The sequence below is a fragment of the Streptomyces sp. NBC_01268 genome (assembly GCF_036240795.1).
Classification (GTDB): domain Bacteria; phylum Actinomycetota; class Actinomycetes; order Streptomycetales; family Streptomycetaceae; genus Streptomyces.
Map to the genome: position 1 here is coordinate 3,223,874 of NZ_CP108454.1, position 25,117 is coordinate 3,248,990.

16 protein-coding genes and 3 rRNA genes are annotated in these 25,117 nt (G+C 68.6%); 9 read left to right on the forward strand and 10 right to left on the reverse strand.

Features of this window, described 5'->3' with window-relative positions; all coding sequences use genetic code 11:
- The first annotated feature begins 99 nt into the window (after positions 1–99).
- On the forward strand, positions 100–1,263 hold the full coding sequence (locus OG309_RS14235) for a winged helix-turn-helix domain-containing protein (protein ID WP_329421026.1): 1,164 nt from the start codon (positions 100–102) through the stop codon (positions 1,261–1,263).
- Positions 1,264–1,347: 84 nt separating this feature from the next.
- Here the strand turns inward: OG309_RS14235 and OG309_RS14240 are convergent, their stop codons facing one another.
- The 6 genes from OG309_RS14240 to mtrA form a co-directional block, all read right to left on the reverse strand.
- Positions 1,348–2,103: a response regulator transcription factor gene (locus OG309_RS14240; protein ID WP_329421027.1), complete on the reverse strand. Its 756-nt coding sequence runs from the start codon at positions 2,101–2,103 to the stop codon at positions 1,348–1,350.
- 265 nt (positions 2,104–2,368) lie between these two features.
- Positions 2,369–3,055 carry a ribosome hibernation-promoting factor, HPF/YfiA family gene (hpf, locus tag OG309_RS14245; protein WP_402544410.1) on the reverse strand — a complete coding sequence of 229 codons (687 nt, stop codon included), beginning with the start codon at positions 3,053–3,055 and terminating at the stop codon, positions 2,369–2,371.
- 294 nt (positions 3,056–3,349) lie between these two features.
- Entirely contained in the window at positions 3,350–4,180 is an 831-nt protein-coding gene (locus tag OG309_RS14250; RefSeq protein WP_329421030.1) for a ComF family protein, read from the reverse strand.
- 54 nt (positions 4,181–4,234) lie between these two features.
- Positions 4,235–6,109: an LpqB family beta-propeller domain-containing protein gene (locus tag OG309_RS14255; protein ID WP_443067565.1), complete on the reverse strand. Its 1,875-nt coding sequence runs from the start codon at positions 6,107–6,109 to the stop codon at positions 4,235–4,237.
- The gene (gene mtrB, locus OG309_RS14260) at positions 6,099–8,099 is read right to left on the reverse strand and encodes an MtrAB system histidine kinase MtrB (protein WP_329421031.1); all 2,001 of its coding nucleotides are present in this window, start codon (positions 8,097–8,099) and stop codon (positions 6,099–6,101) included. Before mtrB ends, OG309_RS14255 begins: the two co-directional genes overlap by 11 nt.
- Position 8,100: 1 nt before the next feature.
- Positions 8,101–8,778: a two-component system response regulator MtrA gene (mtrA, locus tag OG309_RS14265; protein WP_329421033.1), complete on the reverse strand. Its 678-nt coding sequence runs from the start codon at positions 8,776–8,778 to the stop codon at positions 8,101–8,103.
- A 344-nt stretch (positions 8,779–9,122) separates the two neighbouring features.
- Between mtrA and OG309_RS14270 the strand changes: the two genes are divergently transcribed.
- The 8 genes from OG309_RS14270 to OG309_RS14305 all read left to right on the forward strand — a co-directional run bounded on the left by OG309_RS14270 (position 9,123) and on the right by OG309_RS14305 (position 18,227).
- On the forward strand, positions 9,123–9,878 hold the full coding sequence (locus OG309_RS14270; RefSeq protein WP_329421035.1) for a tyrosine-type recombinase/integrase: 756 nt from the start codon (positions 9,123–9,125) through the stop codon (positions 9,876–9,878).
- A gap of 307 nt (positions 9,879–10,185) precedes the next feature.
- Positions 10,186–10,614, forward strand: coding sequence for a hypothetical protein (locus tag OG309_RS14275; protein WP_329421036.1), 429 nt, complete (start codon positions 10,186–10,188; stop codon positions 10,612–10,614).
- An 83-nt stretch (positions 10,615–10,697) separates the two neighbouring features.
- Positions 10,698–12,104 carry a VanZ family protein gene (locus OG309_RS14280; protein WP_329421037.1) on the forward strand — a complete coding sequence of 469 codons (1,407 nt, stop codon included), beginning with the start codon at positions 10,698–10,700 and terminating at the stop codon, positions 12,102–12,104.
- 748 nt (positions 12,105–12,852) lie between these two features.
- The gene (locus OG309_RS14285; protein WP_329421039.1) at positions 12,853–14,061 is read left to right on the forward strand and encodes a hypothetical protein; all 1,209 of its coding nucleotides are present in this window, start codon (positions 12,853–12,855) and stop codon (positions 14,059–14,061) included.
- Between the two features lie 4 nt (positions 14,062–14,065).
- The gene (locus tag OG309_RS14290; RefSeq protein ID WP_329421041.1) at positions 14,066–14,749 is read left to right on the forward strand and encodes a DUF4129 domain-containing protein; all 684 of its coding nucleotides are present in this window, start codon (positions 14,066–14,068) and stop codon (positions 14,747–14,749) included.
- A complete protein-coding gene (locus tag OG309_RS14295; protein ID WP_329421042.1) occupies positions 14,746–15,939 on the forward strand; it encodes a DUF4350 domain-containing protein in 1,194 nt (397 codons plus the stop codon). The genes OG309_RS14290 and OG309_RS14295 overlap by 4 nt, the downstream gene beginning before the upstream one ends.
- A complete protein-coding gene (locus OG309_RS14300; RefSeq protein WP_329421044.1) occupies positions 15,936–16,919 on the forward strand; it encodes an AAA family ATPase in 984 nt (327 codons plus the stop codon). Before OG309_RS14295 ends, OG309_RS14300 begins: the two co-directional genes overlap by 4 nt.
- 12 nt (positions 16,920–16,931) lie before the next feature.
- Entirely contained in the window at positions 16,932–18,227 is a 1,296-nt protein-coding gene (locus tag OG309_RS14305) for a DUF58 domain-containing protein (protein WP_329421046.1), read from the forward strand.
- Positions 18,228–18,364: 137 nt separating this feature from the next.
- On the opposite strand, the gene rrf is transcribed toward OG309_RS14305, so the two are convergent.
- The 4 genes from rrf to OG309_RS14325 all read right to left on the reverse strand — a co-directional run bounded on the left by rrf (position 18,365) and on the right by OG309_RS14325 (position 25,100).
- Positions 18,365–18,481 (reverse strand): 5S ribosomal RNA (rrf, locus tag OG309_RS14310).
- Between the two features lie 82 nt (positions 18,482–18,563).
- Positions 18,564–21,682 (reverse strand): 23S ribosomal RNA (locus tag OG309_RS14315).
- Positions 21,683–21,968: 286 nt separating this feature from the next.
- A 16S ribosomal RNA gene (locus OG309_RS14320) occupies positions 21,969–23,494 on the reverse strand.
- The 16S, 23S and 5S rRNA genes sit together here, the layout of an rRNA operon.
- 598 nt (positions 23,495–24,092) lie before the next feature.
- Positions 24,093–25,100 (reverse strand): stage II sporulation protein M, encoded by a 1,008-nt coding sequence (locus OG309_RS14325; protein ID WP_329421048.1) that lies wholly within the window; start codon positions 25,098–25,100, stop codon positions 24,093–24,095.
- Between the last annotated feature and the right edge of the window lie 17 nt (positions 25,101–25,117).

The following is a 25,117-nucleotide window of genomic DNA, read 5'->3' on the forward strand; positions in this document are numbered from 1 at the left end:
GGGGCTGGTCCGGGGCCAAGGCCGCCGGCCGCTGGCCCCTGGCCGGGACCGGGACCGCGGCCGGGGCCGTTGTCGGTACCGCCCTCTAGGGTGCGGATCATGACGACCGCCCCGCGCCCCGCCGCCGAACTGTCCGCCGACGACGCCCGCCGGATCGCCCTGCGGGCCCAGGGGTTCCTCGGCGCCCCCGACCGCCGGGCCGGGGTGCGCGGCGTGCTGCGTCACCTGGGGCAGGTCCAGCTGGACACCATCTCCGTGCTGGCCCGCTCGCACGAGCTCATCCCGTACGCGCGCCTGGGCGCCGTCGGCCGCCCGAAGGTCGAGGCGGCGTACTGGACCGAGGGCCACGCCTTCGAGTACTGGTCGCACGCCGCCTGCATCCTGCCGATCGAGGAGTGGCCGCTCTTCGCCTTCCGCCGCCGCGCCTACCGCGACCGCCCGCACTGGGGGCACGAGCTGTCGGAAGGGGCGTACGAGGCCGTGATCCGGCAGCTGCGGGACGAGGGGCCGCTGACGGCGACCGAGCTCGGCGGCGCGAAGAACAAGGGCGAGTGGTGGGACTGGTCCGACGCGAAGATCGCCGTCGAGCGGGCGCTGATGTACGGCGAGGTGGTGGTCACCGAGCGGCGCGGCTGGAAGCGGGTCTACGACCTGGCCGAGCGCGCCGTCCCGCAGGCGCTGCTCCACGACGACCTGGACGACACGGAGTGCCTGCGGCGTCTGGTGCGGCAGGCGGGTGAGGCGCTGGGCGTCGGCACCCGCGCGGACATCGCCGACTACCACCGGATCAAGGGCGAGGCCTTCGACGCGGTGGTGGCGGACTCGGGGCTCGTCCCGGTGACGGTGGCGGGCTGGGGGAAGCCGGCCTGGGCGGATCCGGCGGCGCTGGCGAGCGAGCCGCGCGGGCGGCACCGGACGACGCTGCTGTCGCCCTTCGACTCGCTGATCTGGGAGCGGGCCCGCACCGAGCGCGTCTTCGGCTTCACGCACCGCTTGGAGGCGTACGTGCCGAAGCCGAAGCGGGTGTACGGATACTTCGCCATGCCGGTGCTGTCCGGCGGCCGGCTGGTCGGCCGGGTGGACCCGGCCCGGGAGGGCCGGACGCTGGTCGCCCGGCAGGTGTCCCTGGAGGGCCCGAAGGCGGTGCCCGCGGTGGCGCGGGCGCTGCGCGAGGCGGCCGAGTGGGTGGGCTGCGACGCGGTGGCCGTGGAGCGCGTGGATCCTCCGGAACTCGCGGCAGAGCTCGTCAAGTCGCTCGGCTGAGGAGGGCCGCCGGGGACCGGTCCGTGAGCGGTGACGGGGACCGGTCCGTCAGCCGGGACGGGGGCCGGGACTGCGGCCGGTCCGTCAGCGGATCTCGAGGATCTTCTCCCGCATCGCGTAGACCACGGCCTCCATCCGGGAGTGCAGCTGGAGCTTCTCCAGGATGTTCCGCACGTGGTTCTTCACGGTGTTCTCGGAGATGAACAACTGCTTGGCGATGTCCCGGTTGTTCATCCCGGTCGCGACCAGCTTGAGGACCTCCAGCTCGCGGTCGGTCAGCCGGGGCGCGGGCACCAGCCGGCGCTCGTCGGTGCGCTGGATCATCGACTTGAACTCGGTGAGCAGCTTCGACGCCATCGACGGGCTGATCTGCGACTGGCCGTCGGCGACGGCCCGGATCGCGGTGGCGACCTCGTCGGTGGAGATCTCCTTCAGGAGGTAGCCGGTCGCGCCCGCCTTGATCGCGTCGTAGAGGTCGGCCTCCTCGTCGCTGATCGTCAGCATGATGATCTTCGCGCTGGGGGCGACCTCCTTGATGGAGGTGCATGCCTCGATCCCGCCGCGCTTGGGCATCCGCACGTCCATCAGCACGATGTCGGGCAGCAGATCGGCCGCCTTGTCGACGGCCTCCGCCCCGTCCCCGGCCTCGCCGACGACCTGGATGTCCTCCTCCTGCGCGAGGACGATCTCCAGACCACGGCGGAAAAGGGCGTGATCGTCGACGACGAGGACCCGGATCGGCTCGTCGCGCGACGCGCCGATGGCCGAATCCGATCCCTCCGGATTCGCCGTTCCCAGAGTCTCTCGCCCGCCGTGCACCGGCCCGAAGCTGTCCGCCATCGTTCCTCCCCCTGAAGGCCGTGGCCTGAAGTCGTTTACTGCATCGCTTTCGGTCCTCCAACCGCTGCTCGGGGAGCTCCGGTTGGCGTGCACGCCATGCTTTCATGCCGCGGCGCCCTCGCGGTGAACGCGTGGTCGCAGGCGGTCGCATTCCGACACTTCCGGTCGCACAGGGGTGCCCCTGGGAGCGCGGGGGGCGCTCCAGGGGCACCTGGTCGTAACCGCGACCGCGGCACGGCCGACGAACGGGCTCGGGCGGGCCGGATCAGCCGCCGAGCGCACCGCCCGCGCCGCCGAGGTCCTCACCCGCGAGGGGGTCGCTCTCCAGGTGGATGACGCCGTAGTCGTAGGCGTGCCGCCGGTAGACGACACTGGGCTGCTTCGTGTCGGAGTCGACGAAGAGGTAGAAGTCGTGCCCGACCAGCTCCATCTCGTAGAGCGCCTGGTCGAGCGTCATGGGGGCGGCCTTGTGGGTCTTCTCGCGGACCACCAGCGGTCCTTCGCCCTGGACCTCGATCGAACCCATCATCGTGGTGGGGACGGTGCCGGTCTCCGTCGGCACCACCTGACCGTTGCCGTTCAGCGACGCGACGCCCGGCACCACGTCGGCGACCTCCGCCGCCGAAAGCCTGCCGTTGCCACGGCGCGTGTACCTCTTGTCGTGCTGCTTGCGCAGTCGGGCCTCCAGCTTGTCGCTGGCGAGGTCGAGCGCTGCGTACGGGTCGCCTGCCGCCGCCTCCGCCCGGATCACCGGGCCTCGGGAGTGGAGGGTGATCTCCACACGGTCGGACCGGTCGGCCTGCCGCGGGTTGTGCTCCTTGGACACCTCGACGTCGAGGCTGATCACCTTGCCGTCGAGCTTCTGGATCTTCTCCAGCTTCAGCTTCTCGGCCACGTGCTTACGGAACCGCTCGGGCACCTCGGTCTTGCGGCCCTTGACGACGATGTCCACGCAGAACTCCGTTCCCGGATCGCTCACTACGGCTCCTAGGCCGTCGAGCATCTCCCTTTGCACCAGACTCCGGCGTTTGCCGGGGTCTCGGACTTGGCGACTTCGCCCCTCTCCTCCCCAGTCGACAAGCGCCCCACCCCATCGACAAGAGGTTAATTCGCCCTGAACTCCTGTCCTGTAGGCGCACCCGTGCATTAGGTGAGGCGTGACCTTCGCCATTCCTCACAACCGAACATAGCTCGTTCGGACGGGTGTCGGCACCCGCTGACGGGACTTACCTCCATTCGGGTGTTCTTACCTCTCACCACCTGCAACGTTGCAAGTTCCCCGTGAGTTCCGGTTTATTTCGAACGAGGCCGGAGAGGATGCGACTACCGCTGCCGCGGGCTGTTCGAAAAGGCCTTCCGTCCCTCGCCTCTTCGGGCTGTCCGGTAATCCGGGAATGAACGGCGGGTGTACGAGGACGGGGGCGGCACCCAGTGCCCTCGCCGCCTCCGCGAGCGATGCTCCCGTGGTCATCAGGTCGTCCACGAGAACCACCCGCCCGGCCTCCCGCACGGCCTCGTCGAGGAGCCGTACGCCGGCCGGTGCGACCTCCAGCGCCCCCGCCAGGTTGGCGAGCCGCCCGCGCGCGCCGAGCCCCGCCTGGTCGGCGACCGCCCGGCCCTGCCGCAGCACCGGCAGGACCCGCGCGGCCCGTCCGGAACGGCGCAGCCGGGCCGCCGCCGCCAGCGCGATCCGCCGGGTCGGATCGTGGCCACGCGCGCGCACGGAGCGCCGTGAGGACGGCACCGGCACCAGGAGCAGCGGTCCGCCCCCGGACGCCCCACAGGGCCCCGTGGCGGCCTCCACGGCACCTGCCAGCGCGGCGCCCAGGGCTCCGGCGAGCGGCAGCGCCCCACGTTCCTTGTGGGCGAGGAGCAGCGCGCGCACGGCACCCTCGTACGGCGCGGCGGCATGGACGACCGGCAGCCCCGGGGGCTCGGGCCACGGACGCACCCTGCGGGGACCGGTGCCGGTCAGCCCGGTCCTGCAGCGCGGGCACAGTGCCGTACGGGGTCTCCCGCAGCCTCCGCAGGCGACCGGCAGCACCAGCCCGGCGATCTCGCGCCACCACCCCCGCATGGCTCCACTGTCCTCCCGCGGAGCCCGCGCGGCCACTCCTGTGGAAAACCGCCGTCAGCCCGGATAGACCGGGTGGCGCCCCTCCTTGACGATGGGCTGCCAGTTCGCCCCGGGCACGAGCCGCACGATGCCGTCGTTGTTGGAGTCCGCGACCACCGGCGACTGTTCGCCGTGCGGCGCGGCGACCGCCGTGACCCCGTTCAGGCCCGGCAGGACCGACGTGGCCGACGTCGACCCGTCCGTCTGCACGTACCGCACCTGCTGCACCCCGCCGGCCTCCGTGCCGACCACGACCAGGCGGCTCGGGCCGGCCCAGGACACGGCGGTGACGGACTCCAGGCGCGGCGCGGCGCGCTGCGGGGACTCGACGGAGACGCTCTCGTGCCCGTCGCCGCGGGTGCGCTCGACCCGGCCGATCTGGAGGGTCGTGCGGTCGTCCTTCGTCACGAGCAGCGCGATCCGCACCCCGTCGGCGGAGACCCGCAGCGACTCGATCCGCGCGCCGTCCTTGAGCCACGGCGTGCTGACCTCGACCGGCTCGCCCTGGCCGCCGGGCACCATCCACAGGCGCGGCTTCGCCCGGTTGCGGTCGGCGACCCACAGGTCGCCGTGGCCGTCCCAGCTCGGCGCCGACAGGCGGTCCTCGCGCCGCAGCCCGGCGCTGGTCACGATCGGCGCCGCGGGCTCCTCGTCGGAGGTGATCGACGCGACGCGCAGCGCGCGGCCCTCCTGCACGACCCCGGCCGCCCGGTTCTCCTCGCGGTCCACCGCCACGTACGTCAGCGGCAGCGTGCCCCGGCCGAACGGCCCGGGCGCCTCGACCGGCTTGTCCAGCTGCTTCGAGGCGACCGACAGCATCATCAGGCGGCCGTGCTCGTCGACGAAGAAGGGGTTCTCGCCCCGCCCCGGGTCGCGCACCGCCGAGTACTCCTCGATGGCCTGCCCCTTGCCGAGCATGCAGAGCCGGTTGCCGTCGCTTCCCTGGAGCTCCACCTGCTCCACCCGTGCCGACGTCAGGTCGCCCAGGGTGAACAGCAGTTGGGCCGCCATGCCCTTGCACACCAGGGCGCTGACGTGGTCGGCCTTGGCGTTGAGCGGGACCTTCAGCGTCGACTGGTCGTCGGTCGTGAGGGTCGTGACGCCCTTCTTCAGCTCCGTACCGGAGGGGAAGCGCGAGTCGACGGCGGGCCCGAGCCACCCCGTCGGGCCCTCCAGGAGCGCCTTCACCGTCTGCGTCACCGGGTCCATGCGGGTGACCGGATCCTGCCGCTGCCGGATGTAGACCGGGTCGGCGACGACCCAGTTCTCCCCGGAGGCGAAGTAGTACTTGTTGACCGAGCGGTAGTTGCGCAGGAAGTCCGCCTCACCGAGCACCAGGCCCGGGGGCAGGCTGTCGATGCGCCACTCCTTGCCCTTGCCGTCCGCCGTGGGCTGCTGCACCACGTGGATCGACTCGTTGAACTCGGCCGGGACCTCCGGCCGGTACGCGTGCCGGGCGTCGACCTTCGCGATCCGCCGCCCGGAGATCGGGTACGACCGCCCCTGGTTCTCCGTGTCGGCCATCCGGTCGGCCTGGTCGCGGTCGGGCGCGTTGGTGAGCACGGTGATGCTCGCCTCCGGCCGCCACGTGCGCACGGCCTGCCGGGTCAGGTACTTCCGCGCCGTCGAGAACCCGGGGTCGTCACTCGTCATGGCCTCCAGGAAGCCGTCGACGATCTCCTCCGGATCGGCGTTGTCGCGGGGCGCGACCGCGTACACCCGCACCTGCGAGTCGCCCGCGTTGGACGCCTTCACGGCCCGTACGTCGCCGCTGTCGGGCATGCTCGCGCAGCCGGCCACCAGCAGCGAGCCGCAGGCCAGCAGCACCACCCCGCGCACCGACCGTCCCCGCCCCAGGGCCTCCCGCGTCCCTCGAAGGTCAGCGCCCACGTGTCCCGCCCTCCTGCTCGGCGCGCGACGACGCCATGGTCTCGCCCCCGGCGCCCCCGGCGCCCCCGTCTTCGTCGCCGCCCGCCGCGGGCCGCGGAACCACCCGCGCGCCGCTGCCCGGCAGCGCCGTCGGATCCACCGTCGCCCGCGACGCGGCGGGTATCCGCGGCGGCACGGACAGCGCCGGGTGGTCCCCGGCGGGCTGCGCGGGCACCGCGGTCAGGCGCGCCCCGGCAGCGGCGGCCGCCTGCTCGCGGTTGCGCCGCGAGTCCTCGGGCTCCAGCGGGATCGGCGAACCGCGCAGCGGCTCGTCCGCGGTGCGCGGCAGGGTCAGCCGGAACTGCGAGCCGCCACCGGGCTCGCCCCAGGCCTGGAGCCAGCCGCCGTGCAGGCGCGCGTCCTCGACGGCGATGGACAGGCCGAGGCCCGTGCCGCCGGTGGTGCGCGCGCGGGACGGGTCGGCCCGCCAGAACCGGTTGAAGACCCGGGTCGCCTCTCCGGGCTTGAGCCCGATCCCGTGGTCGCGCACGGCGACGGCGACGGCCCCGCCGGCGGCGGCCAGCTTCACGGTCACGTCCCGGCCCTCGCCGTGCTCGACGGCGTTCACGACCAGATTGCGCAGCACCCGCTCGACCCGGCGGGCGTCCGCCTCGGCCACCACGGGCTGCTCGTCGCCGACGACGAGGATCCGGCTCCCCTTGCGCTCGGCCAGCGGCTCGGCGCCGCCGATGACCCGGCGTACGACCTGGCGCAGGTCTATCGGCTCGGCCTCCAGGGCCGCGGCGCCCGCGTCGAAGCGGCTGATCTCCAGCAGGTCCGACAGCAGCGACTCGAAACGGTCGAGCTGGTCCCCGAGGAGCTCGGCGGAGCGCGCGGTGACCGGGTCGAAGTCGACCCGGGCCTCGTGGATGACGTCGGCCGCCATCCGGACCGTCGTCAGCGGGGTCCGCAGCTCGTGCGAGACGTCCGAGACGAACCGCCGCTGCATCCGCGACAGGTCCTCCATCTGCTGGATCTTCGTCTGGATGGTCTGCGCCATCTTGTTGAAGGCCTCGCCGAGGCGCGCGATGTCGTCCTCGCCGGTGACCTTCATCCGTTCCTGGAGCCCGCTGGCCGACAGCCGCTCGGCGACCGCGGCTGCCATCCGTACGGGGGTGACGACCTGGCGCACCACCAGCCAGGCGATGGCGCCGAGCAGCACCACGACGAACAGCCCGGCGGTCGCCAGGGTCGTCTTGACCAGGGCGAGGGAGTCCTCCTCCTGCGTCAGCGGGAAGAGGTAGTACAGCTCGTACGGGGTGCCGTCGGCGTCGTTGAGCCGCTTGCCGATCACCAGGCCGGGCTCGGACGCCTTGCCGCTGGTGTAGTGGATCCGCGCGGGCTGCTGGAAGGTGCTGGTGCCCTGCGCGACGTTGTGCCGCAGCTCGGCCGGGATGCTGGTGGTCGGATCGACCTCACCGGAGGCGCGGGCGCCCCGGCTGGCCGTGTTCCCGGTCTCCAGCGACAGCGCGACCACGTTGAACGCGCTCTGACCGCCGCTCGCCAGCTGCTCGACCAGCGTCGAGCGCCAGTTCACGGACGCTCCGGCGCGACCGCCGTCCTGCGCTCCCGGCGCGGAGGGCGTGGTGGCCGCCTTGTCCTGGGCGGCCGAGAAGCCACCGGCGGCCTGGCTCTGGGCGGCCCGCTCCTTGGCGTCGAGCAGCCCGTTGCGCACCTGGCCGATGACGACCAGGCCGAGCAGGAGCACGACGCCGAGCGACATGAGCAGGGTGCCCGCGACCACCCGCACCTGGAGGTTGCGCCGCCACAGCCGCACGGCGGGCAGCAGCGGCCGGCGCACCCAGCGCGCGACGAGCCGGAACGCGGGCCCGCCCGGCGCACCGTCCTGCAGCAGACGGCCGAAACGCGAGCCCCCCCGCCCCGGTCCGGCAGCCCGCCCCGTACGGACTCCCGGATCCCCGGGCTTCGGAGCAGTACTGCCTGCGCTCATGTCAGCTCGGCCCTGCCTTGTAACCGACGCCGCGAACGGTCACGACGATCTCCGGGCGCTCCGGGTCCTTCTCGACCTTCGAGCGCAGCCGCTGCACGTGCACGTTCACCAGCCGGGTGTCGGCCGCGTGCCGGTAGCCCCAGACCTGCTCCAGCAGGACCTCGCGGGTGAACACCTGCCACGGCTTGCGGGCCAGCGCCACCAGCAGATCGAACTCGAGCGGCGTCAGCGCGATCGCCTGCCCGTCCCGCTTCACCGAGTGCCCGGCCACGTCGATGACCAGGTCACCGATGGCCAGCTGCTCCGGCGCGGGCTCCTCCGACCTCCGCAGCCGCGCCCGGATCCGGGCGACGAGCTCCTTCGGCTTGAACGGCTTGACGATGTAGTCGTCGGCCCCGGACTCCAGGCCCACCACGACGTCGACCGTGTCGCTCTTGGCCGTGAGCATGACGATCGGCACACCGGACTCGGCCCTGATCAACCGGCAGACCTCGATACCGTCCCGACCGGGCAGCATCAGGTCGAGCAGCACGAGATCCGGCTTGGCCTCCCGAAAAGCAGCGAGTGCCTTGTCACCGTCCGCAACGAACGACGGCTCGAACCCCTCACCACGCAGCACGATCCCGAGCATCTCGGCCAGTGCGGTGTCGTCATCGACGACGAGAACGCGTCCCTTCATATCGACATCATCCCATTTCCGTATCAGTCTCAAGGCGACTGGTGAGATACCTCACCGACCTGCGGCGACGTCCGCGATTGCCCACCGTTTACCGCCGGTGTCTGTGGGTGTTGATGTCGACTTGGATGTCAGCCCCGTTCACCCCGTGGTCGCCCCGAACCGTACCTTGCGGGGCCCCGTATGGCCCACGGGGAGAGCCGTCCGGCTCGACCGCCCGGGCTCCACCGGAGCAGATTCTGTTCGGCGGGCCGGCCGAAGACCTCATCAAACGGCTGGCGGAGGAGAAGCGCTCCAAGACCGCGCGCCACGCGTTACGGGTCCTCTCAGCGTCGCTGACGGCCGCGATGACCGAGGACATCGGCCTGACCCGCAACGTGGCCAAGGTGGTCACCGTGCGCGCCACGACCGACAGCGGGAAGAGCTGGAGCGCCGTCGAGGTCCTTCGCTTCCTGGCCGAAGCCCGACAGCGCACGGTCTACTACCCCGCGCTCCTGCTCATGTGTCTGCTCGGTCTCCGGCGGGCGGAGGTCTGCGGGCTTCGGTGGGAGAACGTCGACCTGGAGAACCGGGTCATCTGGATCGAGCAGCAACGGCAGCGCTCCGGTCCCGGAACGATCGACGTGGACCTGAAGACGGACACCTCGAAAGCGCCTCTGCCCCTGCCCGCCCAGTGCATCGCCCCGCTGCGGTGGACCCGGATGCGCACGGCCCTCCTCCGCGAACGTGCTCTCGCCAAGGGCCGGCCGTGGTGGGACGACCCCGACCACCACGTCTTCGTGACGCGAACCGGACAGCCGCTCCAGGCCGAGTGCCTCTACCAGACCCTGCGTCGGGCAGCTGAGAGCGCCGAGCTCGGAAAGATGAATCCGAAGGGGCTGCGGAAGTCGTGTGGCACGCTCCTGGTCCACCTTCGCGTGCACCCGAGGATCATCAAGGCGATCCTGCGGCACAGCCGGATCGCGACGACGCTCGACATCTACGCGGAGGCGCTCGACCCGGATGTGATCGCCGCCGTCGGTCAGCTCGACCGGCTGTTGCGTCAGCCGGCCACGCTCCGGCGACTCGCCGCCCCAGCACCGCACAGCGAAAGCACCAGCTGATCCAGCGATACATGACACGGCCCCTTCATCGGCGGATACCCGCGGATGAAGGGGCCTTCGTCGTGAGCGGCCCCGGCCGCCATGGCGCCCGGGTGAGTAGTCCGTCAGGTTCATGGTCCACTTTTGGACTACCTACTGTTACCGATCGGACACTTTCAGCCGTCCACCTGATTCTCGGTAGATCCTCCAGCGAGACAAGTGTTCGATTCCTTCGGGCCTCCCCAAGGTCCGCCAAGTGGGATCCCTAGGCGATCCGATCTCCGCGATCAAGGAGGTGCTTGGCATGCCCTGAAACGAAGGAATCAGAGTGCGCTCCAAGATCAGCAGTGCTGCAATCGCCGCGGCCCTGGCCGTCGGCTCCATAGCGGTCAGCGCTCCGGCCGCCTCGGCCAACTCGTACTGCAGCTCCTCGGGCTACACCGAGGGCGGCTTCCCGAACCTGCGCTGCACCTCGCTGTCCAACGGTGTTCTGAGCCACGGCAAGCGTGACCTCTACCCGACGGTCGGGACGGGCGTGACGACCACGTACTACAAGTCGGGCGGCTCCGCCGTGAGCGTCCGCCTCGGGTACTCGGTGGCGGGCTCCAACACCACCTACTCGTCGTACTTCACCATCGGCTCCGGCCAGACGGTGACGCGTTCGTGGAAGATCAGCACCAGCAGCCTGTGCCTGAACAGCACCGGTTACCTGTCGTACAGCGGCGGCACTTTCCAGACGCCTGCCGCCCACTGCTGAACCAGTGGCACGAGGGGCTCCGTCCTAGTTCAGGCGGAGCCCCCGCACTGCGGTGTTGATCTGACTTCAGCAAGGAACCGACCGTGTTTACCGCTATCTTTCAAGACCACTACGGCTACCTCGCCGTGAGCACCCTGATCGCGCTCGCCCTCGGGGCGGCGGCCTGGCTGGTCGCCCGCCGCCGGCAGAACCCCCGCGGGTTATGGTTCGCCGGCCTCGCGGCCACGGTCGCAGGCGTCCTCAGCGTCACCTTCATGGGCAGCGGCGCGGCGAGCGGCCAGTGCGTCATCAACCACGACCTCGTCGAACCCTTCCGGACCACTCAGGGGCTCTGGAACCTCGCCATGACGGTCCCGCTCGGCTTCTTCGCCCTCATGGCGACCCGACGTCCGCTGCCCGTCCTCGTCGGTGTGGTCACCTTCCCCCTGGTCATCGAGGTCGTCCAGGCAGAGGTCGACGGCCTGGGCCGGATATGCGACAGCGCCGACGCCCAGATGAACATTCTCGGCGGCCTCATCGGCGTCGCCGCCGTGGTGCTCGCGCTGCTGAAGAGCCGCACGCTCAACTGGGCCAGCGCCGCCAAGCCCTCCCTGTTCACGGCACTCGGCCTCGTCTTCCTGGGAGCCGGCGTGGTGTACCCGGCCATGACGTTCACCAACATTGATGGCACGGGCCTGTCGCAGGCGGACGGCACGCAGCGCCAGGCCGTGGAGCAGGTGGTGAGCGAGGCCTTCGGCGACCGCTACGAGCTCGGGCCCGTGTACGACCAGCCGTGTTCCGGAGCGCCGTGCCGCAATGTCGCCTTCACGCTGCTGAGCCGCGACAAGGCGCACTCGGAGCAGTTCGCGAACGGCACCCTGTCGTGGCCGGACAAGAGCCGCTTCAGCGTGCTGCTCCAGGACAGCGACCAGCCCAGCGTGATGGGCTTCCCGGTGGCCGGAGCCAAGCCCCCGACCACGGACAAGATGGCCTTCGAGGTCGCGCGGGCGTACATGAGCGAGCGCTACCCGTGGGGGGCCAGCGCCACCGTCCACAAGACGTACCCGGTGGGCGACAAGGCACAGCTCGGTTGGATCACCAGCTGGCGGTGGGTCGATTCCGACGTCCTCATGCCCCGGATGCTCGACGTACAGGTGAGCCGTTCCGGGACCGTTTCACAGGTGGACGTGACCCGCGGACCCGAGCGGGTGGACCTCGAAAAGCCTCAGCTGGACGCCAAGAAGGCAGAGTCCCTGGTTCGGGAAGGGATGGCCAAGCAGTTCGCCGACCGCGGCCATGCCATGCCCGGCGACATGACGTTCAAGGCGTTCACGCTCAAGGCTGTACAGCGCGGGGACGCCTGGCGCCCGACGTGGCTGGTGAACATCTCCCAGGAGGGCCAGGAGTCCGTTCCCGACGGCTCGGCGGGCGGAACCGCGGACCTCTGGCGGGTGGACGCCGTCAGCGGCCAGGTCTACGACGGAGCGGACCAGCCCCTGAAGGGGGACTGAGCGGGCGAGGGCCGGCTCCGTCGCCCGTCTCCCGACGCCGAAAAACTCGACTGATGTCAGTGATGGATGTCATGGCCCCCGCGTCGGCGGATACCCACTGGTGGAGGGGCCGTCGTCGTCGGTCGCTCCGACAACATCCCATTTCCGTATCAGTCTCAAGGCGACTGGTGAGATACCTCACCGACCTGCGGCGACGTCCGCCTTTACCCGCCGTGAACCGCCGGTGCCCGTGGGTGTTGATGTCAGACACGCATGTCAGCCCGTGACCCCCGTGGTCGCCCCGAACCGTACCTTGCGGGGCCTGCCGCGGCCCATAGCCGAGGAGGCGGGATCACCGTCGGTCCCGCACCGGTCGTCACTTTTCGTGCCTGAGTCCGCATCGGTCGTCATGCAGGTGCAGGCGCCGAAGATCGTTCAACGCGGCGACCGGGAACGGATGCTCCGCCCACTTCGCCCGACAGCCGCGCTCGCCGTGCGGTCGAAGCACCCCCTGCGCGGCCTCCACCACGGCATGGCCGAGTTCACGACGGGACTGAGTGGCCCCCCATGGTGTGCGGGGAAGCCGCCCCCCGGCCTTCCCGTGCTCAGCGGGTCCGGGGACATGGCACCAGGTGGGACAGGGCCCGCCCGCGGGCGGGCCCCGCGTGGCACGATGGCTCCCGGCCCGTCGCCGTACCAGGCGGGAGGCCGCAGTGACCGAGCCGGTTCGCCGATCCGGCCCCGCGACCATTCCTCGAGGTGGACGACCGTGAACGACACTCCGGGCTGGACCTCGCCCGGATCTGCTCCCTCCGACGGCCAGGACGGCTCCGGTGTGCCCCGGCCCGCCTCGCCCGGCGACGCGAACGGCTCCGCCCCTCAGTGGTCCAAGGACCAGCCGCCCGCCGGTCAGTGGCAGGCGCCGACCGCCCCGGCCCCCGGCGCCCCCGCGCCGGCCCGGGCGCAGTCCGGCCCCGGCTGGGGCGGCCCTCAGCAGCCGTACAACCAGTGGGGACGGCCGCCGGCCGCGAAGCCGGGAGTGATCCCGCTGCGCCCGCTCACCATGGGCGAGATCCTCGACGGCGCCGTGACGACCATGCGCCGCTACTGGCAGACCGTGCTGACCATCTCGGTCACGGTCGCCGTGATCGGCCAGGTCGCCGACGTGCTCGCGCAGCGCTATCTCGTGCCGGCCGCTCCGGCCGTGAACGCGGACGCGAGCCCGTCGGAGCAGCTCCAGCAGTCCGCCGACGCCATGCAGAGCAGCCTGATCGGCATGGGCCCGGCCTACCTGATCATGCTGGTGGCCACCCTGGTGTGCGCCGCCCTGCTCACCGTGGTGATCAGCCGTGCCGTCCTGGGCCGCCCGGTCACCCTCGGCACCGCCTGGCAGGAGGCGCGGCCGCGGCTGCTCCCGCTGCTCGGGCTGACCCTGCTGGTGGCCCTGATGAGCGCCGGCATCATGTTCGTCGGCCTGCTGCCGGGGTTGCTCCTCGGCGGGGCGGGCGGCGTGGGTCTCGCCTTCCTCGGCGGTGCCGCCGCCTTCGTGACGGTCATCTGGCTGACGATCCGCTTCAGCCTCGCCTCCCCGGCGCTGATGCTGGAGCGTCAGGGCGTGTTCACGTCGCTGAAGCGCTCGGCCAAGCTGGTCCAGGGCTCCTGGTGGCGCATCTTCGGCATCACGATCCTCACCCAGCTGCTGATCTTCCTCGTCGCGATGATCATCACGATCCCCTTCGCGGCCATCGCCATAGGGACCAGCGACGGCGGCTTCGGCGGGCTCATGTCGGGCACCACGCCCGAGAACAGCTGGTCGTTCCTGATCATCACCGGCATCGGCGGAGTGATCGTCAACGCGATCACCTACCCGATCTCCGCCGGCGTGACCGCGCTCCTCTACGTCGACCAGCGCATCCGCCGGGAGGCCCTGGACCTGGAGCTCGCCCGGGCCGCCGGTCTGCCCGGCTACGGGGGCTGATGGCGTGACGGTCACGGGGGGCACGGCCGGCGACGTACCGGTGGACATCCCCCGCATACCCGCCCAGGAGGCGGCGGAGCGGGAACTGTCCAAACCGATGTACCACGAGAACGATCCCAACCTGCTCCAGCGCGGCCTCGACCGCTTCTGGGACTGGGTCGGACGCCTCTTCGACTCGGCCTCCGGGGTCACCCCCGGGGGCGTGGTCGGCGTCGTGGCCATCGTCATCGTCGTGCTCGCCGTGATCGGCGCCCTGTGGTGGCGCCTCGGCACCCCCCACCGGTCGCCCGCCTCCACCGGCGGCGACTCCCTCTTCGACGACGGCCCGCGGACCGCCGCCGAACACCGCGCGGCCGCCACCCGGCACGCCGCCGCCGGCCAGTGGAACCAGGCCGTCCAGGAGCGGATGCGGGCCATCGTCCGCTCCCTCGAAGAGCGCGCCCTGCTCGACCCGCGCCCCGGCCGTACCGCCGACGAGGCGGCCGCGGAGGCCGGCCGGTCGCTGCCGGCCCACGCCGACGGTCTGCGATCCGCCGCCCGCGCCTTCGACGACGTCACATACGGCGGCCGCACCGCCGACGAGCCCGCGTACCGGCGCGTCGAGCAGCTGGACACCGCCGTGGAGCGGACCAAGCCGTCCCTCGAACCGGCCGTCGCCGCCACCGCCTTCACGGAGGCCCCCCGATGAGCCGGCCGGCCGCCAGCGCCACCTCGACCTCGCTGACCCCCCGCCAGATCTGGGCCCGCGCGCGCGGCGCCCTCCTGGTCGTCGCCCTCATCCTGACCGGCGGCCTCGTCCTCGCGACCATGCACTCGTCCGACCACCACGGCCGCCTCGACCCGCGCTCGGCCGACCCCTACGGCAGCCGCGCCCTCGCCGAACTCCTCAAGGCCCAGGGCGTCTCCGTCGAGGTGACCACGACCCTCGCCGGAGCCACCGCCGCCACCGGCGCGGACACCACACTGCTCGTCACCACACCGGACCTGCTCACCGACACCCAGCAGTCCACCCTGTACGCGGCGATGAAGGGCTCGGCAGCCCGCACCGTCCTCCTCGGTGCCGGCACCCCGTCCCTCGGCACCCTGGTCCCCGGCCTCACCACCAGTGGCGACGCCCCGGTGGCCGCCCGGAAACCCGCCTGCACGCTGACCGCCGCGACCCGCGCCGGCGGCGTCGACCTCGGCGGCGAGCGCTACGTCACCGACCACACCACCGCCGACAACTGCTACTACGCCGACGGCCTGCCGACCCTGGTCCGTGTCCCCGGCCAGGGCACCGCCGACACCATCCTGCTCGGCTCCCCCGAACTCCTCACCAACAAGCGCCTCGCCCACCAGGGCAACGCGTCCCTCGCGCTGCAACTCCTCGGCTCCCGGACCCATCTCGTCTGGTACCTCCCCTCCCTGGCCGATGTCCCGGCCGACGCCGAGACCGAGGACACCGGCACCGGCTTCCTCGACCTGATCCCGTCCGGCTGGCTCTGGGGCACCCTGCAGCTCGCCGTCGCGGCCGTGCTCGCCGCCGTCTGGCGCGCCCGCCGCCTCGGCCCCCTCGTGCCCGAGCGCCTCCCGGTCGCCGTCCGCGCCTCCGAGGCCACCGAGGGCCGCGCCCGCCTCTACCGGAAGGCCGACGCCCGCGACCGCGCAGCCACCGTGCTGCGCACCGCGACCCGCACCCGGATCGCCCCGCTCCTCGGCGTCCCCGTCCAGGACGCCCACGCGGTCGAACTCCTCCTCCCCGCACTCTCCACCCGGGTCCCCACGAGCGCCGTGGACCACCGGGACCTCCTCTTCGGCGCGGCTCCCGCCGACGACGCCGCCCTCATCCGCCTGGCGGACCAACTCGACGCCCTCGAAAGAGAGGTACGCACTTCATGAGCGCCCCGACCCCCGAGACCGTCACGACCTCGGACAGCGCACGCGCCTCCCTGGAGGCCCTGCGCACCGAGATCGGTAAGGCCGTGGTCGGCCAGGACCCCGCCGTCACCGGTCTCGTCGTCGCCCTGCTCTGCCGGGGGCACGTCCTCCTCGAAGGCGTCCCCGGCGTCGCGAAGACCCTCCTCGTCCGGGCGCTCGCCTCCGCTCTCGAACTCGACACGAAGCGCGTCCAGTTCACCCCCGACCTGATGCCGGCCGACATCACCGGATCGCTCGTCTACGACAGCAGGACCGCGGAGTTCTCCTTCCAGCCCGGCCCGGTCTTCACCAACCTGCTGCTCGCCGACGAGATCAACCGCACCCCTCCGAAGACCCAGTCCTCGCTGCTGGAGGCCATGGAGGAGCGTCAGGTCACCGTGGACGGCGAACCCCGGCTGCTGCCCGAGCCGTTCCTGGTCGCCGCGACCCAGAACCCGGTCGAGTACGAGGGCACCTATCCCCTGCCCGAGGCCCAACTCGACCGTTTCCTGCTCAAGCTGACGGTCCCGCTGCCCTCACGCGAGGACGAGATCAGCGTCCTGACGCGTCATGCCGAGGGCTTCGACCCCCGCGATCTGAAGGCCGCCGGTGTCCGCCCGGTCGCCGGCCCCGCCGAACTCGAGGCCGCCCGCGAGGCCGTGGCCAAGGTGGCGGTCTCCCCCGAGATCGCCGGCTATGTCGTCGATATCTGCCGTGCCACGCGTGAATCCCCCTCGCTCACTCTCGGCGTCTCCCCCCGAGGAGCCACCGCCCTGCTCTCCACGGCCCGCGCCTGGGCCTGGCTCACCGGCCGGGACTACGTCACCCCGGACGATGTGAAGGCCCTGGCCCTGCCGACCCTCCGTCACCGCGTCCAACTGCGGCCCGAGGCCGAGATGGAGGGAGTCACTTCCGACTCCGTCATCAACTCGATCCTCGCCCACGTCCCCGTACCCCGCTGAGAACGGCGCCCCATGGCCCTCACCGGACGAACCGCGCTGCTCGCCGCCCTCGGATCGCTCCCCGTCGGCATCCTCGCCCCCAGTTGGACGGGGATGCTCGCGGTGAACGCGCCCCTCTCGCTGGCAATTCTGTGCGACTACGCGCTTGCCGCGCCAGTGAGAACGCTCCAGTTCACCCGAAGTGGTGATACAAGCGTTCGACTGGGTGACGGCGCGGACGTCCAGCTCACGGTCACCAACCGGTCCCGCCGCCGCCTGCGCGCCCGGCTCCGCGACGCCTGGCCCCCGAGCAGCACGCAGACCCCCGCGCGCCAGAAGCTGACGGTCCCGGCCGGCGAGCGACGCCGCTTCGCCACGACCCTGCGCCCCAGCCGCCGCGGCGACCACCGCGCCGAGCGCGTCACCGTCCGCTCGTACGGCCCGCTCGGCCTCGCCGCCCGCCAGGGCAACCACGAGGTGCCGTGGACGGTCCGGGTCCTGCCGCCGTTCGCCAGCCGCAAGCACCTGCCGTCACGTCTGGCCCGGCTGCGTGAACTGGACGGCCGGACCAGTGTCCTGACGCGCGGTGAGGGCACGGAGTTCGACAGCCTCCGCGAGTACGTCCCCGGGGACGACACCCGCTCGATCGACTGGCGGGCCACCGCCCGCCGGACCACCGTCGCCGTCCGCACCTGGCGGCCCGAGCGGGACCGGCACATCCTCATCGTCCTCGACACCGGCCGCACCTCGGCCGGCCGCGTCGGCGACGTCCCCCGCCTCGACGCCTCGATGGACGCCGCGCTCCTTCTGACCGCCCTGGCCGCGCGCGCCGGCGACCGCGTGGACCTCCTGGCCTACGACCGGCGCCTCCGCGCCCAGGTCCAGGGCCGTTCCGCGAGCGACGTGCTGCCCGCCGTGGTCGACGCTCTGGCACCGCTCGAAGCGGAGCTGGTCGAGACCGACGCCCGCGGCCTGGCGGCCACCGCGCTCGCGCGCGCTCCCCGCCGCTCCCTGATCGTCCTGCTCACGGGTCTGGAGGCGGCTCCGGTCGAGGAGGGCCTCCTCCCCGTCCTGCCGCAGCTCACCCAGCGCCACACGGTGCTGGTGGCCTCCGTCGCCGATCCGCACATCGCCCGCATGGCCGGCGCCCGCGGCACGCTCGACGGCGTCTACGAGGCCGCGGCCGCCACGCAGGCCCAGGCTCAGCGTCTCCGCACCGCGGAACAGCTCCAGCGTCACGGAGTCACCGTCGTGGACGCGACGCCGGACGACCTGGCCCCCGCCCTCGCGGACGCCTACCTGGCCCTGAAGGCCGCCGGCCGACTCTGACACATACCTCTGTGGGGCTCCGGGCTCCCCGTAGGGAGCCGAGCCCCGCAGGGGTATGTGAACAGGGGTCGCCGAACTGGCCGTAAACGCAGAAAAGCCCCGCACCATGAATGGTGCGGGGCTTTCCCACAATGATTGTTCGGCGGCGTCCTACTCTCCCACAGGGTCCCCCCTGCAGTACCATCGGCGCTGAAAGGCTTAGCTTCCGGGTTCGGAATGTAACCGGGCGTTTCCCTAACGCTATGACCACCGAAACACTATGAAGTTGAACTCAAGCCGCACCCCTCAGGGGGCGAGTTCGTTACTTCAGAACTAACACAGTGGACGCGAGCAACTGAGGACAAGCCCTCGGCCTATTAGTACCGGTCAGCTCCACCCATTACTGGGCTTCCACATCCGGCCTATCAACCCAGTCGTCTACTGGGAGCCTTACCCTCTCAAGGAGGTGGGAATACTCATCTCGAAGCAGGCTTCCCGCTTAGATGCTTTCAGCGGTTATCCCTCCCGAACGTAGCCAACCAGCCATGCCCTTGGCAGGACAACTGGCACACCAGAGGTTCGTCCGTCCCGGTCCTCTCGTACTAGGGACAGCCCTTCTCAATATTCCTACGCGCACAGCGGATAGGGACCGAACTGTCTCACGACGTTCTAAACCCAGCTCGCGTACCGCTTTAATGGGCGAACAGCCCAACCCTTGGGACCGACTCCAGCCCCAGGATGCGACGAGCCGACATCGAGGTGCCAAACCATCCCGTCGATATGGACTCTTGGGGAAGATCAGCCTGTTATCCCCGGGGTACCTTTTATCCGTTGAGCGACGGCGCTTCCACAAGCCACCGCCGGATCACTAGTCCCGACTTTCGTCCCTGCTCGACCCGTCGGTCTCACAGTCAAGCTCCCTTGTGCACTTACACTCAACACCTGATTGCCAACCAGGCTGAGGGAACCTTTGGGCGCCTCCGTTACCCTTTGGGAGGCAACCGCCCCAGTTAAACTACCCATCAGACACTGTCCCTGATCCGGATCACGGACCGAGGTTAGACATCCAGCACGACCAGAGTGGTATTTCAACGGCGACTCCACCATGACTGGCGTCACGGCTTCAAAGTCTCCCACCTATCCTACACAAGCCGAACCGAACACCAATATCAAACTGTAGTAAAGGTCCCGGGGTCTTTCCGTCCTGCTGCGCGAAACGAGCATCTTTACTCGTAGTGCAATTTCACCGGGCCTATGGTTGAGACAGTCGAGAAGTCGTTACGCCATTCGTGCAGGTCGGAACTTACCCGACAAGGAATTTCGCTACCTTAGGATGGTTATAGTTACCACCGCCGTTTACTGGCGCTTAAGTTCTCAGCTTCGCCCTGTCGAAACAGAGCTAACCGGTCCCCTTAACGTTCCAGCACCGGGCAGGCGTCAGTCCGTATACATCGCCTTACGGCTTCGCACGGACCTGTGTTTTTAGTAAACAGTCGCTTCTCGCTGGTCTCTGCGGCCACCCCCAGCTCACGGAGTAAATCCGATCACCAGACGTGGCCCCCCTTCTCCCGAAGTTACGGGGGCATTTTGCCGAGTTCCTTAACCATAGTTCACCCGAACGCCTCGGTATTCTCTACCTGACCACCTGAGTCGGTTTAGGGTACGGGCCGCCATGAAACTCGCTAGAGGCTTTTCTCGACAGCATAGGATCATCCACTTCACCACAATCGGCTCGGCATCAGGTCTCAGCCTTAATGTGTGACGGATTTGCCTACCACACGGCCTACACCCTTACCCCGGGACTACCACCGCCCGGGCTGGACTACCTTCCTGCGTCACCCCATCGCTTACCTACTACCACCTTGGGTCAGCGGCTCCACCACTCCCCTTTGCCCGAAGGCTCCAGGGCGGCTTCACGGCCTTAGCATTAATGGGCTCGATATTGGGCGTTTCAAAGCGGGTACCGGAATATCAACCGGTTGTCCATCGACTACGCCTGTCGGCCTCGCCTTAGGTCCCGACTTACCCTGGGCAGATCAGCTTGACCCAGGAACCCTTAGTCAATCGGCGCACACGTTTCTCACGTGTGTATCGCTACTCATGCCTGCATTCTCACTCGTGAACCGTCCACAACTCGCTTCCGCGGCTGCTTCACCCGGCACACGACGCTCCCCTACCCATCACAGCGGGCGTTGGCCCTATTGCTGCAATGACACGACTTCGGCGGTACGCTTGAGCCCCGCTACATTGTCGGCGCGGAATCACTTGACCAGTGAGCTATTACGCACTCTTTCAAGGGTGGCTGCTTCTAAGCCAACCTCCTGGTTGTCTCTGCGACTCCACATCCTTTCCCACTTAGCGTACGCTTAGGGGCCTTAGTCGATGCTCTGGGCTGTTTCCCTCTCGACCATGGAGCTTATCCCCCACAGTCTCACTGCCGTGCTCTCACTTACCGGCATTCGGAGTTTGGCTAAGGTCAGTAACCCGGTAGGGCCCATCGCCTATCCAGTGCTCTACCTCCGGCAAGAAACACACGACGCTGCACCTAAATGCATTTCGGGGAGAACCAGCTATCACGGAGTTTGATTGGCCTTTCACCCCTAACCACAGGTCATCCCCCAGGTTTTCAACCCTGGTGGGTTCGGTCCTCCACGAAGTCTTACCTCCGCTTCAACCTGCCCATGGCTAGATCACTCCGCTTCGGGTCTTGAGCGTGCTACTGAATCGCCCTATTCGGACTCGCTTTCGCTACGGCTTCCCCACACGGGTTAACCTCGCAACACACCGCAAACTCGCAGGCTCATTCTTCAAAAGGCACGCAGTCACGAGACATAGCAAGCTATGTCCGACGCTCCCACGGCTTGTAGGCACACGGTTTCAGGTACTATTTCACTCCGCTCCCGCGGTACTTTTCACCATTCCCTCACGGTACTATCCGCTATCGGTCACCAGGGAATATTTAGGCTTAGCGGGTGGTCCCGCCAGATTCACACGGGATTTCTCGGGCCCCGTGCTACTTGGGTGTCTCTTAAACGAGCCGCATGAATTTCAGCTACGGGGGTCTTACCCTCTACGCCGGACCTTTCGCATGTCCTTCGCCTATCCATACGGTTTCTGACTCGTCTCACAGCCGGCAGACTGTGAAAAAGAGATCCCACAACCCCGCATGCGCAACCCCTGCCGGGTCTCACACGCATACGGTTTGGCCTCATCCGGTTTCGCTCGCCACTACTCCCGGAATCACGGTTGTTTTCTCTTCCTGAGGGTACTGAGATGTTTCACTTCCCCTCGTTCCCTCCACATGCCCTATGTGTTCAGGCATGGGTGACAGCCCATGACGACTGCCGGGTTTCCCCATTCGGAAACCCCCGGATCAAAGCCTGGTTGACGGCTCCCCGGGGACTATCGTGGCCTCCCACGTCCTTCATCGGTTCCTGGTGCCAAGGCATCCACCGTGCGCCCTTAAAAACTTGGCCACAGATGCTCGCGTCCACTGTGTAGTTCTCAAGCAACGACCAGCCACCCATCACCCCACCATCTACACGGTGAGTTCACTGGGGCCGGCATCGCGAAGGTTCGACCAACCGGCCGTACCCTCAGATACCCAACAACGTGCCAAGCGCGACCCTCTCGGTCCTTCCCGTGTTCCACGCCGAAGCAGTACTAACAGGAGACTCTGAAGAATCGCGCCAACTAATCAACGTTCCACCCATGAGCTGACCGTGCAGAACGTTTGCCTGCAATCGGTACTGTGCTCCTTAGAAAGGAGGTGATCCAGCCGCACCTTCCGGTACGGCTACCTTGTTACGACTTCGTCCCAATCGCCAGTCCCACCTTCGACAGCTCCCTCCCACAAGGGGTTGGGCCACCGGCTTCGGGTGTTACCGACTTTCGTGACGTGACGGGCGGTGTGTACAAGGCCCGGGAACGTATTCACCGCAGCAATGCTGATCTGCGATTACTAGCAACTCCGACTTCATGGGGTCGAGTTGCAGACCCCAATCCGAACTGAGACCGGCTTTTTGAGATTCGCTCCGCCTCGCGGCATCGCAGCTCTTTGTACCGGCCATTGTAGCACGTGTGCAGCCCAAGACATAAGGGGCATGATGACTTGACGTCGTCCCCACCTTCCTCCGAGTTGACCCCGGCGGTCTCCTGTGAGTCCCCATCACCCCGAAGGGCATGCTGGCAACACAGGACAAGGGTTGCGCTCGTTGCGGGACTTAACCCAACATCTCACGACACGAGCTGACGACAGCCATGCACCACCTGTATACCGACCACAAGGGGGGCACTATCTCTAATGCTTTCCGGTATATGTCAAGCCTTGGTAAGGTTCTTCGCGTTGCGTCGAATTAAGCCACATGCTCCGCTGCTTGTGCGGGCCCCCGTCAATTCCTTTGAGTTTTAGCCTTGCGGCCGTACTCCCCAGGCGGGGAACTTAATGCGTTAGCTGCGGCACCGACGACGTGGAATGTCGCCAACACCTAGTTCCCAACGTTTACGGCGTGGACTACCAGGGTATCTAATCCTGTTCGCTCCCCACGCTTTCGCTCCTCAGCGTCAGTAATGGCCCAGAGATCCGCCTTCGCCACCGGTGTTCCTCCTGATATCTGCGCATTTCACCGCTACACCAGGAATTCCGATCTCCCCTACCACACTCTAGCCTGCCCGTATCGGATGCAGACCCGGGGTTAAGCCCCGGGCTTTCACACCCGACGTGACAAGCCGCCTACGAGCTCTTTACGCCCAATAATTCCGGACAACGCTTGCGCCCTACGTATTACCGCGGCTGCTGGCACGTAGTTAGCCGGCGCTTCTTCTGCAGGTACCGTCACTTTCGCTTCTTCCCTGCTGAAAGAGGTTTACAACCCGAAGGCCGTCATCCCTCACGCGGCGTCGCTGCATCAGGCTTTCGCCCATTGTGCAATATTCCCCACTGCTGCCTCCCGTAGGAGTCTGGGCCGTGTCTCAGTCCCAGTGTGGCCGGTCGCCCTCTCAGGCCGGCTACCCGTCGTCGCCTTGGTGAGCCGTTACCTCACCAACAAGCTGATAGGCCGCGGGCTCATCCTTCACCGCCGGAGCTTTTAACCAGCCCCCATGCAGAGGCCGGTGTTATCCGGTATTAGACCCCGTTTCCAGGGCTTGTCCCAGAGTGAAGGGCAGATTGCCCACGTGTTACTCACCCGTTCGCCACTAATCCACCCCGAAGGGCTTCATCGTTCGACTTGCATGTGTTAAGCACGCCGCCAGCGTTCGTCCTGAGCCAGGATCAAACTCTCCGTGAATGTTTGCCGGTAATCCGGCTCTACACTCGCGTTGAGCGGAACAGTCATGCCGGAATGTGGCCGACTGTTCACAGCGTCCTCGCTGTGTGCCACCCCGTGGGGTGGACTTTTTCAAAGGAACCTCGACCATCCGAAGATGGACGGGGTATCAACTAATCTGGCGTTGATTTTTGGCACGCTGTTGAGTTCTCAAGGTGCGGACGCTTCCTTTGTACTGACCCTCTCGGGCTTTCCTCCGGGCGCTTCCTTCGTTCTTGCGTTTCCGACTCTATCAGATCTTTCCGATCCGATTTCCTCGGTGCTTTCCGGTCCCGATTTGTTTTTCTCGGGGCCTTCCGGCGCATTCCGACTTTATCAGATTCATTTCCGCCGACCTAATCGGTGGCTTCTTGATTCGGATAAGGAATCGGGGTGGCTCCACCATCGGAGAATTCCGACCGGAGCGAGAGAGAGTCTAACGCGTCAACCCCGAGCTTGTCCAGCTCCAGGCAACCGTTTGAATCTACCTCCCCACGCCACCCGTGTCAACGGGTTTTGCGGGCGAAGAGGAGACTAGCAGGTCAGCGGGGTGCTCCGCACATCGACGGCGACGGGTGCGTCAGGCCGCCGTCGGCAGTTCCGCGCTTCGGTCGGCCTCCTCGACATCGCCCGTGTCACCGGCTCGGGCGGCCCGTCCGCCGAGTACATAGACGTACGCGAGAAATGCCAGCTCAGCGGCGATACCGATGGCGATGCGGGCCCAGGTCGGCAGACCGGACGGAGTCACGAAGCCCTCGATCAGGCCCGAGACGAAAAGGACCAGGGCGAGGCCGATGGCCATGCCGATCGCCGCACGGCCCTGCTGGGCGAGGGCCGCTCGCCGCGTGGTGGGGCCCGGGTCGATCACGGTCCAGCCGAGGCGGAGGCCCGTACCGGCGGCGACGAAGACGGCGGTCAGTTCCAGGAGGCCGTGCGGCAGGACCAGGCCGAGGAACACGTCGAGGCGGCCCGCACCGGCCATCAGGCCTATGCCGACGCCGAGGTTCAGCATGTTGAGGAAGAGGATGCCGAGCACCGGGATGCCGAGGAACGCGCCGAGGACCAGGCAGGTGGCGGCGGCCTGGGCGTTGTTCGTCCAGACCTGGGCCGCGAAGGACGCCGCCGGGTGGCTGGAGTAGTAGGTCTCGTACTGGCCGCCGGGGCGGGTCATCTCGCGCAGCTCGGCCGGTGCGCCGATCGCGGCCTGTACCTCGGGGTGCGTACCGATCCACCAGCCGATCAGGGCCGCGAGCAGGGTCGAGACGAGGGCCGTGGGCACCCACCAGTGGCGGGAACGGTAGACCGCGGCAGGGAAGCCCGTCGTCAGGAAGGTGACCGCGTCGCGCCAGGAGGCGCGGCGGGTGCCGGTGACGGTGGCGCGGGCGCGGGCCACGAGCTGGGTGAGGCGGGCCGTGAGCAGCGGGTCGGGGGCGCTGGTCTGGATGAGCGAGAGGTGGGTGGCCGTGCGCTGGTAGAGGGCGACGAGTTCGTCGGCCTCGGCGCCGCCGAGACGGCGACCCCGGCGCAGGAGGTGATCGAGGCGGTCCCACTCGGCTCGGTGTGCGGTGACGAAGACGTCGAGGTCCATGATCGGCTGCTGCTCCA